The sequence below is a fragment of the Intestinimonas sp. genome, from assembly GCF_026169115.1.
Lineage (GTDB): Bacteria > Bacillota > Clostridia > Oscillospirales > Oscillospiraceae > Intestinimonas.
In genome coordinates, this window is the sequence record NZ_JAPFEA010000145.1 from 1 (window position 1) to 15297 (window position 15297).

The 15297-nt window shown below is 56.6% G+C and carries 13 protein-coding genes; 1 reads left to right on the forward strand and 12 read right to left on the reverse strand.

Translation table 11 applies throughout. The features are described from left to right. Positions 1 to 125 precede the first annotated feature (125 nt). From Q0Y09_RS12030 to Q0Y09_RS12050, 5 genes are all read right to left on the reverse strand, one after another. Positions 126 to 1034: a tyrosine-type recombinase/integrase gene (locus Q0Y09_RS12030; RefSeq protein WP_297722021.1), complete on the reverse strand. Its 909-nt coding sequence runs from the start codon at positions 1032 to 1034 to the stop codon at positions 126 to 128. A 253-nt stretch (positions 1035 to 1287) separates the two neighbouring features. Continuing rightward, the gene (locus tag Q0Y09_RS12035) at positions 1288 to 1494 is read right to left on the reverse strand and encodes a hypothetical protein (RefSeq protein WP_297722023.1); all 207 of its coding nucleotides are present in this window, start codon (positions 1492 to 1494) and stop codon (positions 1288 to 1290) included. A 10-nt stretch (positions 1495 to 1504) separates the two neighbouring features. Beyond that, on the reverse strand, positions 1505 to 2992 hold the full coding sequence (locus Q0Y09_RS12040; RefSeq protein WP_297722025.1) for a hypothetical protein: 1488 nt from the start codon (positions 2990 to 2992) through the stop codon (positions 1505 to 1507). Between the two features lie 63 nt (positions 2993 to 3055). Further along, positions 3056 to 3598 carry a DUF5697 family protein gene (locus Q0Y09_RS12045; RefSeq protein ID WP_297722027.1) on the reverse strand — a complete coding sequence of 181 codons (543 nt, stop codon included), beginning with the start codon at positions 3596 to 3598 and terminating at the stop codon, positions 3056 to 3058. Positions 3599 to 3604: 6 nt separating this feature from the next. Then, positions 3605 to 4699, reverse strand: coding sequence for a replication initiator protein A (locus Q0Y09_RS12050; protein WP_297722029.1), 1095 nt, complete (start codon positions 4697 to 4699; stop codon positions 3605 to 3607). Positions 4700 to 4853: 154 nt separating this feature from the next. On the opposite strand from Q0Y09_RS12050, the gene Q0Y09_RS12055 reads away from it, so the two are divergent. After that, positions 4854 to 6011, forward strand: coding sequence for a DUF4317 domain-containing protein (locus Q0Y09_RS12055; RefSeq protein WP_297722032.1), 1158 nt, complete (start codon positions 4854 to 4856; stop codon positions 6009 to 6011). A 61-nt stretch (positions 6012 to 6072) separates the two neighbouring features. Here Q0Y09_RS12055 and Q0Y09_RS12060 read toward each other — a convergent pair whose 3' ends face one another. The 7 genes from Q0Y09_RS12060 to Q0Y09_RS12090 all read right to left on the reverse strand — a co-directional run bounded on the left by Q0Y09_RS12060 (position 6073) and on the right by Q0Y09_RS12090 (position 14775). Continuing rightward, the gene (locus Q0Y09_RS12060; protein WP_297722037.1) at positions 6073 to 8271 is read right to left on the reverse strand and encodes a VirD4-like conjugal transfer protein, CD1115 family; all 2199 of its coding nucleotides are present in this window, start codon (positions 8269 to 8271) and stop codon (positions 6073 to 6075) included. Continuing rightward, positions 8264 to 9307, reverse strand: coding sequence for a hypothetical protein (locus Q0Y09_RS12065; protein WP_297722040.1), 1044 nt, complete (start codon positions 9305 to 9307; stop codon positions 8264 to 8266). The genes Q0Y09_RS12060 and Q0Y09_RS12065 overlap by 8 nt, the downstream gene beginning before the upstream one ends. Before the next feature lie 315 nt (positions 9308 to 9622). Then, positions 9623 to 10321, reverse strand: coding sequence for a hypothetical protein (locus Q0Y09_RS12070; RefSeq protein ID WP_297722043.1), 699 nt, complete (start codon positions 10319 to 10321; stop codon positions 9623 to 9625). Between the two features lie 46 nt (positions 10322 to 10367). Next, entirely contained in the window at positions 10368 to 12950 is a 2583-nt protein-coding gene (locus Q0Y09_RS12075; RefSeq protein ID WP_297722046.1) for a hypothetical protein, read from the reverse strand. Further along, positions 12901 to 13254: a hypothetical protein gene (locus Q0Y09_RS12080; protein WP_080744546.1), complete on the reverse strand. Its 354-nt coding sequence runs from the start codon at positions 13252 to 13254 to the stop codon at positions 12901 to 12903. Before Q0Y09_RS12080 ends, Q0Y09_RS12075 begins: the two co-directional genes overlap by 50 nt. Continuing rightward, positions 13244 to 13513, reverse strand: a complete 270-nt coding sequence (locus Q0Y09_RS12085) for a helix-turn-helix transcriptional regulator (RefSeq protein WP_297722056.1) — start codon at positions 13511 to 13513, stop codon at positions 13244 to 13246. The genes Q0Y09_RS12080 and Q0Y09_RS12085 overlap by 11 nt, the downstream gene beginning before the upstream one ends. 14 nt (positions 13514 to 13527) lie before the next feature. Then, a complete protein-coding gene (locus tag Q0Y09_RS12090) occupies positions 13528 to 14775 on the reverse strand; it encodes a C39 family peptidase (RefSeq protein WP_297722059.1) in 1248 nt (415 codons plus the stop codon). Positions 14776 to 15297: the final 522 nt, after the last annotated feature.

Consider the following 15297-nt stretch of genomic DNA (forward strand, 5'->3'; position numbering starts at 1 on the left):
CCTGCAACGGTCACCTTTGGATAATGCATGAGATACTTTTGGTTTTAGCCGTCAAATATCCTTTCTGCCGCTGTTAGCACGTCAGTAATTTGGATGAAATGGACTCGACCTGATATAATGCTTTTTTAGAGGTGAAAGGACATCTTGCCTCTCGGATGCAGCTGGCAGAGGAGGTCAGCCTGCCGCTGCGCGGCCACATGGGTGTAGATTTGTGTCGTCGAAATGGAGCTGTGTCCAAGCAGGCTTTGTATGTACCGGATGTCCATTCCAGCCTCTAGGAGCGTAGTGGCGAAGGTGTGGCGGAACATATGCGGTGTGGCCGCATATTGCTCAGGCAGCTTCCGCAGGTATTTTCGGATGATCCGCCGTACTGACTGTGGAGAGAGCGCCCGGCCGCGGTCGTTGAACAGGACAGTGCTGGACACTTGGATTTTGCCCCCAAAGGTCTGATAATAAATGCGCATGAGCTCCAGAAGTTCCGGCGTGTCGATCTGAATCACCCGCTCCTTTTGCCCCTTTCCATGAATCAGAAGCCTGAGCTTATGAGCCCCAAGCTGGACGGTTTGGGGAGAGAGGGCGCATAGCTCGGAAACCCGGATTCCTGTTCCGAACAGCAGCTCCAGCACGAGAATATCGCGCAGGACAGTTCCGGCTCCCGGCTGGTACTCCATATAGGCGGCTTCCAGCAGATCCCGGATAATATGTTCCGGAATGGTGCGTGGGAGTTGCCGAGGCGCCTGGATATGGATTTGCAGTTTTTCAAAGGGATTCTGTGAAATCGTTTCCCGTGTCTCCATCAAACGATAGAAGGCCCGCAGAGAGGCCAGCTTACGTTTGACTGACCGCGGCGCAAAGGAGTTGTTCAGATATTTGATATACTGGCTCAGCAGATCCCGGCTGACCTCCGCTCCTCCCACAAAGGCGCGGAACTGAGCAAGGTCGGTTCGGTATGCCTTCAGCGTATCCTGGGACAGCTTCTTTTCGTATTGGCAGATGTCCAAATAACACTCGATCAGGGCTTCAAGATTGTTCATAACCGATCTCCTCCGTTATAAAAGCTGGAGACCATTATACAATAAAGAAGGATGATTTCTGGGTTGGGCAATCTGATCCTTTTTCTGCACAGCATCTAGCCGGACTATATAGATGAATCTCACAATTTCTATGGATGAAACATACAAACGAGAACCGGGAAAAATAAAAAAGGTCCCGTCCGGCATCTGAACCGGACGGGACCTTTTTGCGTTTATGTGATTCTAGTGTGTGAGGGTGAGGAGGAGCTGGATGCTATACCGGATGTCTGCCGTCCTCCTGCATCGGAACCAGCAGATACCCCATCGCCTCCAGCCATTCTTTTGCCGGGTACTCCTCGGCGGAGATCCGTCCAAGGGCGTCCAGTATCGGGCGCCGGTATGCTGGTGTTCTCAAATCGGAAAGACAGGCACAGCCGCTCATCCGGGCCAGCCGGTCCAACAATCCCATCTGCCGATCCATTTTTACCACCTCACCACTTGGAGAGAATCCGGCCATAGATCATGCTGCGTTCAAAATTGTGCTTGGTAATCACAATGATTACCGAATCACCCACATGAAATTCACGGTCTCTCTGCTGCGCGGAATACCTGCACAGGCACACAGAATCATCCGGCAGAGTGCAGAATACGCCCCCGCCATATTTGCCACTGATCGTGGCCTGCCGTCTGCTGTTGACGGGATGGCGCTTGATGGCTCCCTGGAAGGGGTTTACGGTGGCGGCCTTGACGGAAATGTTCATCAGCTGCCGGTAGGGGTCATATTCCGTCAGGACGCACCGGAGCTTCTGGCCCGGGCGGTAGCGTTCCCGCAGGTCAGGGGTTGCGGTATAGGTCAGATCTGCCTGCTTGAGCGTCATGTCCCGGCCGCCACACTCGACCATGCACAGCCTGGGGCCAACGGATACCACCCGACAGGTCAGATACTCACCGATTTTGTGGCCGTTCTTTTCGGCGTTGAAATAGTGCTGCCTGGCGGCCAGGCCCAGCTTCCGGGAGGCGATAGCCACGCCGCCCTCACGATCTACATCCAGGATCACATAGTCGATCTCCGCGCCTGCCATGCCACGCAGGACGTGGGAGGGCCGCTCCGAGCCGGGCTGCCAGATCTCCGTCTCCGGGATCAGAACTTTGACCCGGTAGGCGATGACGACCGCACAAAGGATTTCCCTGTACTCGATCCGCTTGGTGTCCCGGTCCCTGACCTTGAAGGAATGGGTGTCGATGCCAACGACAGTCCCGGTCAGAATCGTCCGGGAACGGAGAGACGCATAGATCTCGTTCCACTCCTCGCGTTCCTTGTCTGTCAAATCCCGATCCAGCTTGTTCAGATCCAGGTCGGAGAGGGAGGGCCTGCCCTCCAGGGGCTTGTCCCTCAGTTGGTCCGTCTGGGCGGTGCCCTTCACCTCCGCCTTGGCCCTGATGCTTTTCTCACTCCGCGTCCTGGGGGCCCGCCTGGCTGCCTCTATGGGGCCGCCAGCCGCCGGGCCGTCCGGCTCCGCGCCGGCACCTTGCTCAGCCGCTGCGCCGTCAGCCTGCGGCTCGGGGATGCCGGATTCTTCCGGGAAACCGTCGGGCTGTTCCGGAGCTTCACGATCCATGGCCTCCGCAGTGGCATCTTCCGCCTTCCCGACGCCTTCCGGGGATGTTTCGCCGCCGCTTTCGCCGAGGGCCGCATCACCTTCAGCGGGCTCCTCCTGCTTTTTCTTTCCGCCGCGCTTCCGTGCCGGCTTTGTCCCGGCTGGCTCTGCGGTATCCGCCCCTGGCTCCGCCGCAGCCGTCTGCTCCTGCCCGGCAATGGAACCGCCTTCTTCCACAGGACCCAGCTCCTCAGATATATCCTGAATACCGCTGGTATCTGCGGCCTCATTCTCGGGCGCATCCTGGGTGACGCCGCCATCCGCTGCTTCGTTCCCCACCATATCTGATCCGGTCCAATCGCGTTCATTCATGTAGCTCATACTATGTCTCCTTTCTGTTGTGTCGATTATTTTGGTGCTCTCGTGCAGATGCCACGCCCTATATCAGCGTCCGGCCTCACCCCCTTTATAGAAATGCAGCTTCCCGGCCTGGCGCACTACGAAATAGCAGTTCTGGCGGACCGTAATCGCTCTGTGCTGTCCCAAATCGTCCAGACGCAGGAGCAGGGTAGTTTCCGGCATAAGCTGATTCAGAAGCAGCGATACCTCCCGCTCATGCCCCTGCCTGACGATCATGACGGCATAAGAGTCGATCCAATCCTCCCCGCGCTGGAGGAGAAAGGAAAGCTTGCAGGGCGGGTGGCGGCTCACGTCCAGGAGCCTGCGCCCGGAAAGCGCCAGCATAATATCCAGCGCCTCCAGAATCTCCGGGTCCGGCTGCTTTTTCAGCATCTCCGGGGAACAGAGAAGCTGCCCGGAGAAAGCCAGCTCGCCGGCATAGCGGAGTTGCCGGATCAGGGCCTCCGCCTGACCCTGGGTTTTGTGCGGGTCAAACAGGCGGAGCAGGGGAAGGGCCTGGTCCGGACGGATGAAATCCGTCTGCCGCAGGACAGACAAAAAGAATTTTTGATCTTCAAATAAGTACACAATGCGTCAACCCCCTGTATTTTCCGGCCCGTTGTGCCCAGCACGCAGGCTGTTGATGTAAGGGTCGATCATCACATCACAGTGAGCCTCATTGATGGAGCTGAAGATGACCTGCATGACATAGGCAATGGGGTTTCGGACCTCTCTGCGGTTATTTTTCAGCTTTCCGGCCACTACCTGGAGCATGGTTCCATCCAGATCCCAAAGGCGGGAGCGGATGTTCGCCTGTGGGAGCACGGCCTTTCCCACCCGCAGGCCGTCAGAATAGAACAGGCGTTCAATGGCTGTTTCAAATACCTTTGCGTCCTCCGGGTCAAAAATCCATAGGTCGCAGTTGTTCAGAATCTGTCTCAGCTGTGCCTGTTCCTCCGTCCGATCCATCGGAGAGGCGCCATATCCGCCGCCTCTCCTCGAAGAAGCCTGCTGGCGCTGGATAGATTGACTTGACTCAGTATGAGTCCCATCAGTATGACTTGGATCAGTATAACTGGGGTGCGAAACGGGCACTTCTGGATGTGCCGTTTCCGTACTTGCAGAAGTGCCTGTTTGGGATTTCTGCAAGTGCTGTTCCAGCACTTCTTGCCTGGGCGCGGACGGACCGGCGCCATGCTGCTGTGCTTGAAGAAGTTCCGTTTCCACACTTCTTATGCCGGCGTCCTCTGCTGGAGGAGCCCCAGCTGCCTCATGCTTTTTTGAGACAAAGGGGGCGCTGCTGTTGCGGCACTCCTGGTGCTCCACCAGCGCAAGATAGATCTGATTGGCGTCGCCCCGACCGCACCGGCGCTCCCAGATCAGCCCCGCGGCAGACAGCTCTTTCATGGAGTCGATGACTTTGCGGTAGCTCACCTGCATCTCATCGGCAAGCGACTTCCTGGTGTAGATGATAAAGACCTCGCCCGCGTCGTTGATCCAGCCGTTGAGCCTGGAGAGCTGAAAACGGTTGAGCAGGAAGGTATAGGCCACCTTGGCCTCAAGGGACAGGACCATATAGCGCGGGTCGGTAAACAGCCAGCGGGGCATCTGCAGGTGATAGACGCTCTGCACATCGCCCAGCTTCATAAGCCGGAACGCGGGCTTTTGTGTCATAGGCGCAGCCTTCACAAACAATTCCTCCTCGCCCCGCCGCCATATGCGCCCTGCCCGCGCGGCGCGCCGCATAGATGGCGGGGATTGATTTTTTCATCGTTCTTCATTACAATAAAAAGCACAGCCTGCGCTGTGATTGGAAATACGCTTGGATTGGGATGTGTCTCTTATGAATCAAAAAGAACTTGGCGAACTTCGTCGCCGTTTCCGCCCGGATAAAAGTGCGGTAAGCCGTGTGTACGGCTGCTACGTCAACAGCGGACGGGAAATCATCTCCTACCTGGACGAGTCTCTGGGCCGGATGCCCCAGGAGGAGGCCGAAAAATATCTTGGCCTTCTGAAAAAAGCATTGTCCGGGACATTGGGAAAAAACCTGATTGATATTGTCTTTTCCACCGAACAGGTGATGAATAGCTCGGAGCACCAACTGCTCTCTCAGCTTCGCTCTTCCGCCCTGATGGATGGAGCGGCCCGGGATGCCTTTTATCAAAAGGTGATTGAAAGCCTGGATATGGGAGAGAGCAATTACCTGATCCTTCTGGCGCATGACGCATACGATGTTCCGCGCCGGGGAAAGGATGGCGAGTCCCAGGCTGACGGCTCCGACGAGGTGTTCCAATACATTGTCTGTGCGATCTGTCCGGTGAGGGAGGGGAAGATGGAGCTGGGCTTTTTCCCAGGGGAAAATGAGTTCCATAGCTGTGCCCAGGGGCAGGTCGTGGCGCCTCCGGAGCTTGGTTTCCTTTTCCCTGCCTTTGATGACCGGGCAGCGAACATCTATAACGCGCTGTTCTATTCCAGAAAAGCGGATGAGCTCCATCAGGAATTGATCGATGCGGTCTTTCATACGGAGCCCCCCATGTCGCCCGCAGAGCAGAAAGAGGCGTTCCAGAGCGCGCTTTGCGACTCGCTGGAGGACTGCTGCAATGTTGAGGTCGTCCAAGGCGTCTACGAACGGCTGAGGGAGGCCATTGAGCAGCACAAAGAGAGCAAAAGTCCGGAGCCCCTGACGCTGACAGTGGGAGAAATCAGCTCCATCCTGCGCGACTGCGGCGTACCGGAGTCCAAGGCGGAGGTGTTTGGAGAAAAATGCGGGGAAGCATTCGGCGCCGGCGCAGTACTAAATCCCGCCAATCTCATTGACAGCAAGCGTTTTGAGCTCAAAACCGCTGACGCTGCGGTATCTATCGACCCGGAGCGCAGCTATCTGATGGAAACCCAGGTTATCAACGGCCGGAAGTATATTCTTGTGCCGGCTGACGAGGGCACGGTGGAGCTGAACGGATTTCCTGTTGGCATCGCCGGCGGAGAGAATGTCCAGTCATAGGGAGAATAGGGGGAATGGGACGGTCGCGGCGTTTTCTGCCTGCGGCCGTCCCGTTTCTGCATTAAGGCGGCGGGCCTCCTATATTCTCTGGCATGGTTTCCATCAGCTCCAATGCGCCGTAGGGAGCGGTTTCCGCCAATTCGTCGGCGTCCTCTTCCGCATCGCCCTCCAGAGCGCACAGGCTGGAGTCCATAAGGCCGTAGAAATACTGCGGCTCACTGGCTGGCCGCCTCTTTTCTCTCCGAACCTCTCGTTCATGCCCTGTTTCCAGGGGAGATGAGGCAACCGGGGGAGATGGGGCGACCGGAGGAGATGAGGGTGCCTGGGGAGGCGGGGCATCAGCCGCCGGCGCAGGCTTCTGCGCCGGCTGTGGAGCGCGCCGCCGTTCCGATTCCTCCGTCATGCGCCAGCGCGGGGTATGGCTGGATACCCGGACATCCTTCAGCCGGCAGAACGCCGGAAATTCTTCCGGGGTGATCTTATAGAGCTTCAGAACATTTTGCCCGCGCAGGAGCACAAGGCACTCCCGGTTGTCCATGTGGAGCACTTCGTCCAAATACATAAGAGGGCGCTGGGTGTTGCTTTTGGTCTGGGAATAGGGCCGGGTGGTGGAATACACCGGTGAGAAGAGCGGGGCAATGGGCATTTGATTATTCTCTACCCGGATGGTGGTAACGCCGCATTTCTGCGATATGTACTTTGCGGTATCCACATCGTTGCAGCCGAGGCAGATTTGTATATCGGTACAGCCGATAAGCTCCTCCCACTCTGTTTTTGGATAGCGGTCCTTGAGTTGGGGGATCGACTGCACCACAAGCTGACAGAAGATGTTGGAGCCCCGGCACACCTCCAAAACGCGCTTGAAGTCCATCAGCTTTCCGATATTACAGAACTCTTCCAGACATACGTTGACCCTGACCGGCAGGCGGCCGTGATCCCCGTTGCGGCGTCCATATTCCATCAGGCTGGAAAAGAGCTGGGAGAAAAACAGGGAGCTTAAAAACTCCAGCGAGGAGTCCTGTGCGGAGATGCAGCAAAAGTACGCACAGGGCTTTTGTCCTGGGCGTGTCAGATCGATCTCATTGTAGGAAGTGATCTTATCCACCAGCGGATTTTGAAACACGGAAAGCCGGTTTCCGAGTCCAATGGCGATATTGCCCCAAATCTGGCGGTTGGCCAATTTGAAAATGCCGTAGGGGGGCAGAGCGGGGTGGCCTTTGGGAAGCGCTTCAAAGCGCTGCTCTAAATCCGCGAAGGACTCATTGGAAAGGATGCGGTAGATTTCCCCCAAAGACCGCTGCTGGATGGGCAGAAGCTGGTTGGTGCCTGGGATGGTCTGAGTCGCAACATAGTGCATGAGGGCCATGAGCAGATTTAATTCCGCCTTCTCCCAGAAGTCCTGCCGTTCATTGGCGTTGGATGTATTTTTGATGATGACCTCGGCAATGGATTGCACCAGGTTCTTGTCCTGCTCGATCACGCTCAGGCAGTTCCAGGCGTCGCTGTGTTCCTTGTCCAAGAGATTAAACATTTTGACTTCATAGCCATCATCCCGAAGGATCTGGGACATCCCTTCATAGATTTCCCCCTTGACATCCACCAGGACCATGCTCTCACGGCGGCGCATGGCTTGAAGGATGAAGGGCTTGACAAAGCCTCTGGTCTTTCCGGAGCCGGTGGCGCCATAAATCATAATGTGCTCCGTCAGCCCGCAGCCGGGCTTCAGCGTCACATATTCAGCATATTTGTCATCATCATCCGGGTCATCCTTCTGCTTGCCCAGAATGGTCCCATCCAAGTCCTGAATGGAACCGGTCAGCAGTACCTTCTCCTGTTCCTTCTTTCCCATAAAGGCAGAGGTACCATGTGTCCCGTTGGGTAAAATGTCAAACCCTCGCTTATCCCGGGTGTACTTGTACCCCGAAAACCAATGGTACCCTTTTTTGGTGATAAGACAGAACATCAGCGCGCCCACCGCGATGGTTGCCAGGCCGGTAGGGGTAAACACCGCCGCGAAATTTACAAACGGGTTGACCACCCAAATGCTTTTGATCTGGTCGGAGTCAGCGCCAAATACCGACTGGATGCCGAGGCGGATGGAGTTGAGCAGCATACCGGCGAAATACCATACGACAAGGCCGAGCGGGATCAGGTATTTCCATTCCCCCTTATGCCTGCTTTGAAACTGGTCCAGCTTTTTTTCCCAGCGTCCGGCGATGCGGTCTTCCAGCTCCGCCAGCTTTTTTGAGAGCCTAAACATGGACAAGGCCGCCTTTCAGAGTCAGAGGGGCGTCCGGCCAGGGATCTCCGGTCTTACAGTCCCCGCCAAAGGCCACAGAAAGGACCTGGGCGTTGATGCGCAGGGGCCTGACCGGCGCGTTTTTAGGCAGGATGGAGAGCAGCAGGCCGGACATCTGCCCCTCCAGGGCAGCCACCATGATCTCTTTCCGACCTTGGCGGACAGCGGCGCCGCACACTCGGTCCAAGCGGCGCAGATCCATGTCCACCGCAATGACCAGCGGATTTCCGCCCACATGGCCATCTGCCTCCGGTATCCCATCATCCTTGCTGTCCCAGCGTGCACCGAAGGCGGCCTGGGCAATTCTGGCCCGGTAGTCGGTCTGCCGCATCACGGCAAGCTGCATCACGCCGGTGTTGTCGCAGGATACGATGCAGGCCGGAATACTCAGCTTTTGGTATGCCTCGCTGTAATCCACGAAGCCCTTTTTTCCGTGTCGCTTGGAAAGAGTTTTTTTCGTCAGGACCTCATAGACGGACTGGTAGCTCTCCCCGGCCAGGATCAAAGCCTGCGGCGTATCCAACGTCTCACTGAACACAGAAGCCAGGTTATGGAGGTGGCCCAGTTCATTGGTCATCACAAAGCCGGTGTTCTGCGCGCTGACGTACAGCGTCATATAGGCGGTGGAGCCCCAGTGGCCGAACCCAGCGCAGCCGGCGGCGTTCATTAGGTTGCCTCCGGCGTTCCGGAGGGCAAAGGCGGGGAAGAAGACTGGCTGGCGTTTTAGGTGTTCTACCTTGCCAAAGGCAGGCTCAATTCCTGCCCCGATACAGGTAAGCAGGATGGTCCCCACCTCCAGCCTGCGGCGGAGGGCGGGGCTCTGTGCGTATGGGCGTTTGGTGGGCGGCTGACAGGTCTGGTCAATGCCGGAAAGGAATTCATAGCCCTGGGGCGATGGCATCAGGTATTCTCCACTCCGGGCATAGCTGACCAGCCCCAGAGTGGACAGCAGCTCCGCCTCCCGGCGGAGCGTCTTTAATGCGGAAAGCTTTTTCATTGGCGCCGCAGGGAGCCATTGATAGGTCCCTGCCAAGCGGAGCAGGCCAAAATCCCTGCGGTCGTAAAGCATACGCAATTCCTCCTCTCGGTGCAGGAAATAGAGGCGTCAATGTAACGGCAGACGGCGTAGGACGTTTACATTCCAAATATGTCCCGACATTGCTGGAGTGGCCAAAGGGGTGCGCCGCAAGGGAAAACACACGCCACCATCGGTTACATTCCGAGACCGGATGTAACCGATGGTGGCCCTTTGTTCTGTATGTGGAATGTAACCGATGATATGGGGATTTGCGGGTGGAACGTATCCGAAGGTCTACTTCGGAATTGATCCGCAGTTGTAACCGGAGGTCAGGGAAAAGGGTAGATAGTTTTCTGCCCGGAGGGTGAGAAAGTCGCCCGCGTCCTGCTCCGGGATAAGGTAGATATGGCATATATTTTGTGGCAGGCGTCTGGAGAGAAGGCACACGCCCAGGCTGTACTGGTCGTCATCCGGGATCAGGCGCCCTTTGATGGCATTTGCGATTGCCTTCCAGCCCTTGTTGTCCTGGTCGTACACACGCCTGGCATCGATCTCGCAATGTTCATCAATAATGAGCAGAGCGTGTTCCAGCATGGGAAATCTGGCATGGGTGGCCTCATAGCGGTCCAGCGCCCGGGCCACTGTATCCGACAGCCAGATGGGGGTGTCGTAACGGCAGTGGGGAAGGAGAGTATTGAGGCGGATATGGAGCCAGCCATAATCGCTGCGTTCCACCTGGCAGGCCAAGTCCAGCGGGGCCGGGGGAGGCGTGTCCTTTGCGGTTTCCGCCGGAAGCGTCTGACATTGCTCACAGAGACGGCGAAACGCCACAGTACCGCGTTCCAACCGGAAAGCGGCGGCGGACATTTCCCGAGCCAGAGATCCATTTCCATCTCCGCCGCCGTCCAGCAGGGCGGCGATCCGCCCCGTTGTTTTGTAGGCGTCAAATGCAATGGCCTGGATCTGCTTGATTGTATCCTGGTCAAATAACATAGAAATTTCCTTTCACAGCATAAAGTAAGAAGTTGGGTGGGCCCGGTCAGGCATTGTTTCTGGCGCGCCGGTCCGTGGGCGACGTGGTGATGGCCTCATACTCCTTGGGGGAGACAAATACGGAGATCGGGACATGGTTGTGGCCGATGCAGAGCAGGCCCTCGCCGCGCCGGAAGCGTGTGATGAGCCGCACCTCCTCCTCCGTCAGATTCAGGATATTCTGGACCAGTCGAGCCTCCTGTTCTTCCATCTGCATGATGAATTTGATCCGGCAGCTATCCAGGATCGCCTTGCCGTATTTGCCTCCGTCCAGAGCCATCATGTCCGCCATGCCCTGGGAGGTAACGCCGGCAATGCCGCCTTGGGAGCGGATCAACTTGACCATGCGCATGGTGTAGTCCGCAGCCAGGGGATTGGAATTTGCTCCCAAGAGTTTCCATAGCTCATCCGAAAGCAGGGCGGTACCCACATCCCCGTTCTGTACGATGACATCCGTGGCAAAGCCTGTGGCCGCGTAGACGGAAGGAAGGATCAGGTCATCCGGTAGATCCGTCAGGTCGATCACCAGATAGGGGTTGTCCGTATCGACATTGGTGCGCCCGCCCATGGCCGCGGCAGAGCCAGATACATATCGGGTCAGTACAACGGCCAGATGTTTTGTCTCCGGATTGTCCATCAGAACATCGTACCAGTCCTCTATGACCGGCATCTCCTTCAATGCCCCGTCCTGGTCATAGAGTGTGCTGTTGTCAAAGGTGATCCCCTTGCGGCGGTAGCACTCGATCAGGGATGCGTCAATGTAGGCCCGATCCTCTTCGCTGAGGGCTTTCTTCTGCAGGGAATACCACACGCTCAGCCAGGACACCTTTTCCGCCAGAAGGGATTCCCGCCGGTCACCGGAGGACCGAGAGCTGTACGGGTCCTCCCGGAAGCGCCTGATCTCCATCAGCCCGATGCAGTCCGGAGACGCCGGGCCGAGCTTGATAAACTGGCCGCCGAGGGATTCACACAGGGGGCGGTACTCATGTCCTTTTTCCGGGACGATGCAGATGACCTTGCGCCCCTGTTCCCGCACCCGTTTCCCGATAGATTGCAGGATGGTAGACTTTCCGGCGCCGGTAGACCCGAATACGGCGAAATTGCCGTTGGTGTACTTATAGTCATCATAAAAGTCGATCAGCACGGGGGAGCGGTTGTAGAGATTCAAGCCAAGAAAAATGCCGCCGGAATCACTGAGCTCATAGGACGCAAAAGGAAACGCTCCGGCCACACCGGTGGTCAGGGCGTTTCTTCTGCTTTTCCGCTCAATATCCGGATCAAGCCCCAGGCCGGGGAGGAATGATAAAAACGCCTGTTCGTTTTTGAATTCACAGCGTTTCGCCAGCATATCTGAAGCGACACATAGCGTTTCCACCGCTGCGGCCCGCTGCTCCAGCGTCTCCAGATCATCAGCCACTACCTCGATCAGCGTGTACATAAAGTACAGATCCTCGCCCTCGCGGTTGATACCCTCTTTCAAATAGAGCCCAGCGTTGATGGCGTCCCCCAATTCCTCGAAGTCGCTTCTGGTATCACCAACATCCCGCATCCGGGAGCGGTTGATCATGGTGGTCTGAGAAATGGAACTGAGGATTTTTTCCCGGGGCTGCTTTCGCAACTGGAAGCTGACACTGACGCCCTCTCCCGCTTCGATCAGCGGTGTGAGCCAGCCCTTTCCAACCACGGTGGCGTATCCGTACCCGGCAATATAAAGATAGGTGTGGTAAACGCCGTCTACCAGAAGGAAGTGAGGGGAGTGTGTGTCAATGGAGGTAGGCGCGATCAGATCAGGAATCGTTGTCGTGCCTCCCAGCAGCCCAGGCAGCTCCGCACTTTTTTTCTTTGGAAAAAACCACTTTTTCTTTTTGGCATCGGGGCCTTCCGACTTCTGTTCCAGGGCTGTGCCGACAACACTTTCATCATAAATACCGTGGATAGTCCCCAACATATCATACGCGCCCTCTGGAAGCCTGATATGCTGCGAGGTATGCTTATTGACCAGCTCATAAAAGAGTTCCAGAACAAAATTGTCCACATACTCCGGTTCCAGGACCGAAATTCCACATCGGTCCAGATAGCGCCGCGCCACTTCCGCCTGTTCGTTAAGACGGGTGGCGATGGCACCCGGAGAATTGTTTGCCGCCTTCATGCCTGGCTCATAAGAAAAGGTCAGGAAAAATCGGTGTGTAATGGCCTCACGCTCTACAAGCTGAGGGACGTACTGCATACTCTCCAGAATCATCTCGCGGCAGCTTTCGTTCTGTTCACACTCCAAACGATTCTTCATCAGCTTCAGATAATCGTTCAGATTGAATTTCTGGGTAAGAACATTGATCTGCAACTGATCGGGAGCCACCTTCAGATAGGCGGCGAAATCGGCGATTGCGTTGCCCTGTTCCGTTTCTGAAAGTGTGTAGAAATTGACCGGCAGAAGTTCCAGCACTTTGACAAAGCGCTTGTCTCGGGTTATGATCACTCCTTGCAGAATATCCTTGATGTGCAGCCACTCCTGGCTGCTCCCGGTATAGGAGCCGCCCAGATCATGGACGGCCGCAGCGGAATTGCCGAAGATAACGTCTTTCAGATTCATGCGGATGCACCTCTCCTCGATATGTTACGACCCGGCGGCGTTGGCGCCAGATCCACCATGTTTTTAGGTATCTTGTCAAGCTGTCGTCCTTGAGCCCAATCAGTGCAAAGCCAACTGTGGGGACCAAAAAGAACAGGGAGACAGTGATCTTCCAGGTAATCACCAGCGGCAGAAACCTGGCGCAGAGAGCAAGCACCGGAAGTCCGATCAGGACAGCCTCCACTACATTCCGGATCTCGAACAGGCCGAATAGTTTTCCGGCATCGGTGTAATTTACCGGAATGTGATAAGTTTCATACCCCATCCTGATCCCCCTGTTCCATCGCAAAGATATTGGGACAGTCTGACAGCTCGGCTTCCATCTGGGCCAGTTCCGCATGACGTGCGGACATCAGAGCTGCGCAGGCGCGTCTCAGCATGGCCTCATGCTGCGGCGACTGCCGGCCAGAATCCAGTTCGATCAGGCTGAGCAGTTGGGATGAGATCCCGGCACAGCGGGCCAGTTCCGCGATCGTCACCCTATGCCGCAGTCTGAATGCCCGTATCCAGCAAATTTTATCCATGTATAATGCACCCCCTAAGAAAATACCCAGAAGGGACCGCCCGCAGCAGCCCCGCGCCGGGCTTCATTCACTACAATGCCGAGCGCCCACTCCTGGTTGCTTCTCTTGATGCTGGCCGGATCGGCAACCAATATTTTCCCATCTTCTGTGATGCCGCGCAGGACAATAAAATGTCCGCCGTTTGTGAAGTGCCCTTTTGACATCAGGGCAATCACCAGCTTCCCATCCTGAAGCGCCTCCACCAGCTTGGAACTGCTGTTGCCGATGCCGGTTACTGTGAGCCCGTAGTGCGCGCCGCCGTCCGGGATCAGGCTGTGGTAGCTCCCGTTCCCCTCGCAGCGGTGGCCGGTCTCCGCTGACCATTTCGCCACATCGTAAGGCGTAACGGATGAATCCACCAGCGTGGCCACCACAATGGCCAGCGCGGTCGGCCCACAGCCCTCCGCGCCAATTGTCCCGGTCTTCCCATAGAGTTTATTGCCCCACCGGGCGTCCGTCTGATTGTAGTAGATCACCGGGGTGTCCTGATGCTCGAAGGTCACATCGCCGTAATCGGTGTTGTAGTAGCCATCCCCATCCGTATCGTCATATGATACAGACTGGTCATCCGCAAGGACGGAGTACAGGAGGGAGGCCCACTCTTTCTCTTCGTCGGTAAAGCCGAGCTTTTCCATATATGCCTCTGGAGTCATATCCCAAACCGTAATGCTCAGTGCCCGGTCAACCAGAGAGGTGGAATAGTCCAGCTTGCCGTATATCAAGTCATCTATAGCGGCCTCGTCCATGGCCGTCAAATCCTGTTTATACTTGGTCGATCCAATGGCAATTAGCCAGTATTGATTCAAATTCCCCAGATTTTCAGTGACGGAATAGCTGTCATATTGAGTGTTTCCGTCTGGAAGGTGAAAGCCGGGCAGGATCGCATTGACCAGGCGTTCCAAAATGGACGGAGTTCGGGAGAGCGCTTGGTCATAAATTTGATTCAGCTCTTGAGCAGACTCTGTAAAGTCGATGATTTCCTGATCTGCCGAGCTGTTGAAGCCGAACAGAATGTTGGGGAGCGACACGAAGGCGAACAGGGGAAACAAAATAACCACAAACAGAAGAATCGCGCCTAACTTGATAAGCTCCGGCAGAAAAGACTTGGCGGCCTCGGCAGCCGCGCCGTATACACCCCCGTAGGCGGCGCCGCGGGCAATATTCGCGGCCGCTGCGGCGATACGCATGCCTCTTTCTCCTGACCCAGACTGATGATCGTTCATATACTGAATACGCCTCCTCTCCGATTCCCATTTTCCTCTAGTTTCTAAAGGTGGAGCATGGGTGCATCCTATGCGGCGTACCCATGCTCCTAAGGGAATCAATTATTCTTCTTATTGCGTTTTTTGGATGTGATGCCATTTGGCGGCGCCGCCGGACGTTTGATTCGATGAGTCCCCGCCGAACTGTCTTTTACCGCGGTTTCCCCAGAAGCAGCTGGGGCGGTAGGCGGCCTTGAGGCGCCGGTAGTTCTGTGCGATACCTTTGCCCCGATGGGAGACTGCGTGCCCCCTATGGGAGGCCGACTGGGACCAGAGGCTTGCTGCGTCCCTGCTGTGCCGGTCGAGGGTTGTACTCTGTCCACGGGCGGCCGGCTAGGGCCGGGGGCCCGCTGCATTCCTGCCGTACCGACCGGGGACTGGGTGCCGCCCACGGGCGGCCGGCTGGGGCCGGAGGCCCGTTGCGTCTCTGCCGTACCGGCTGGGGGCTGGGTGCCGCCCACGGGCGGCCGGCTGGGGCCGGAG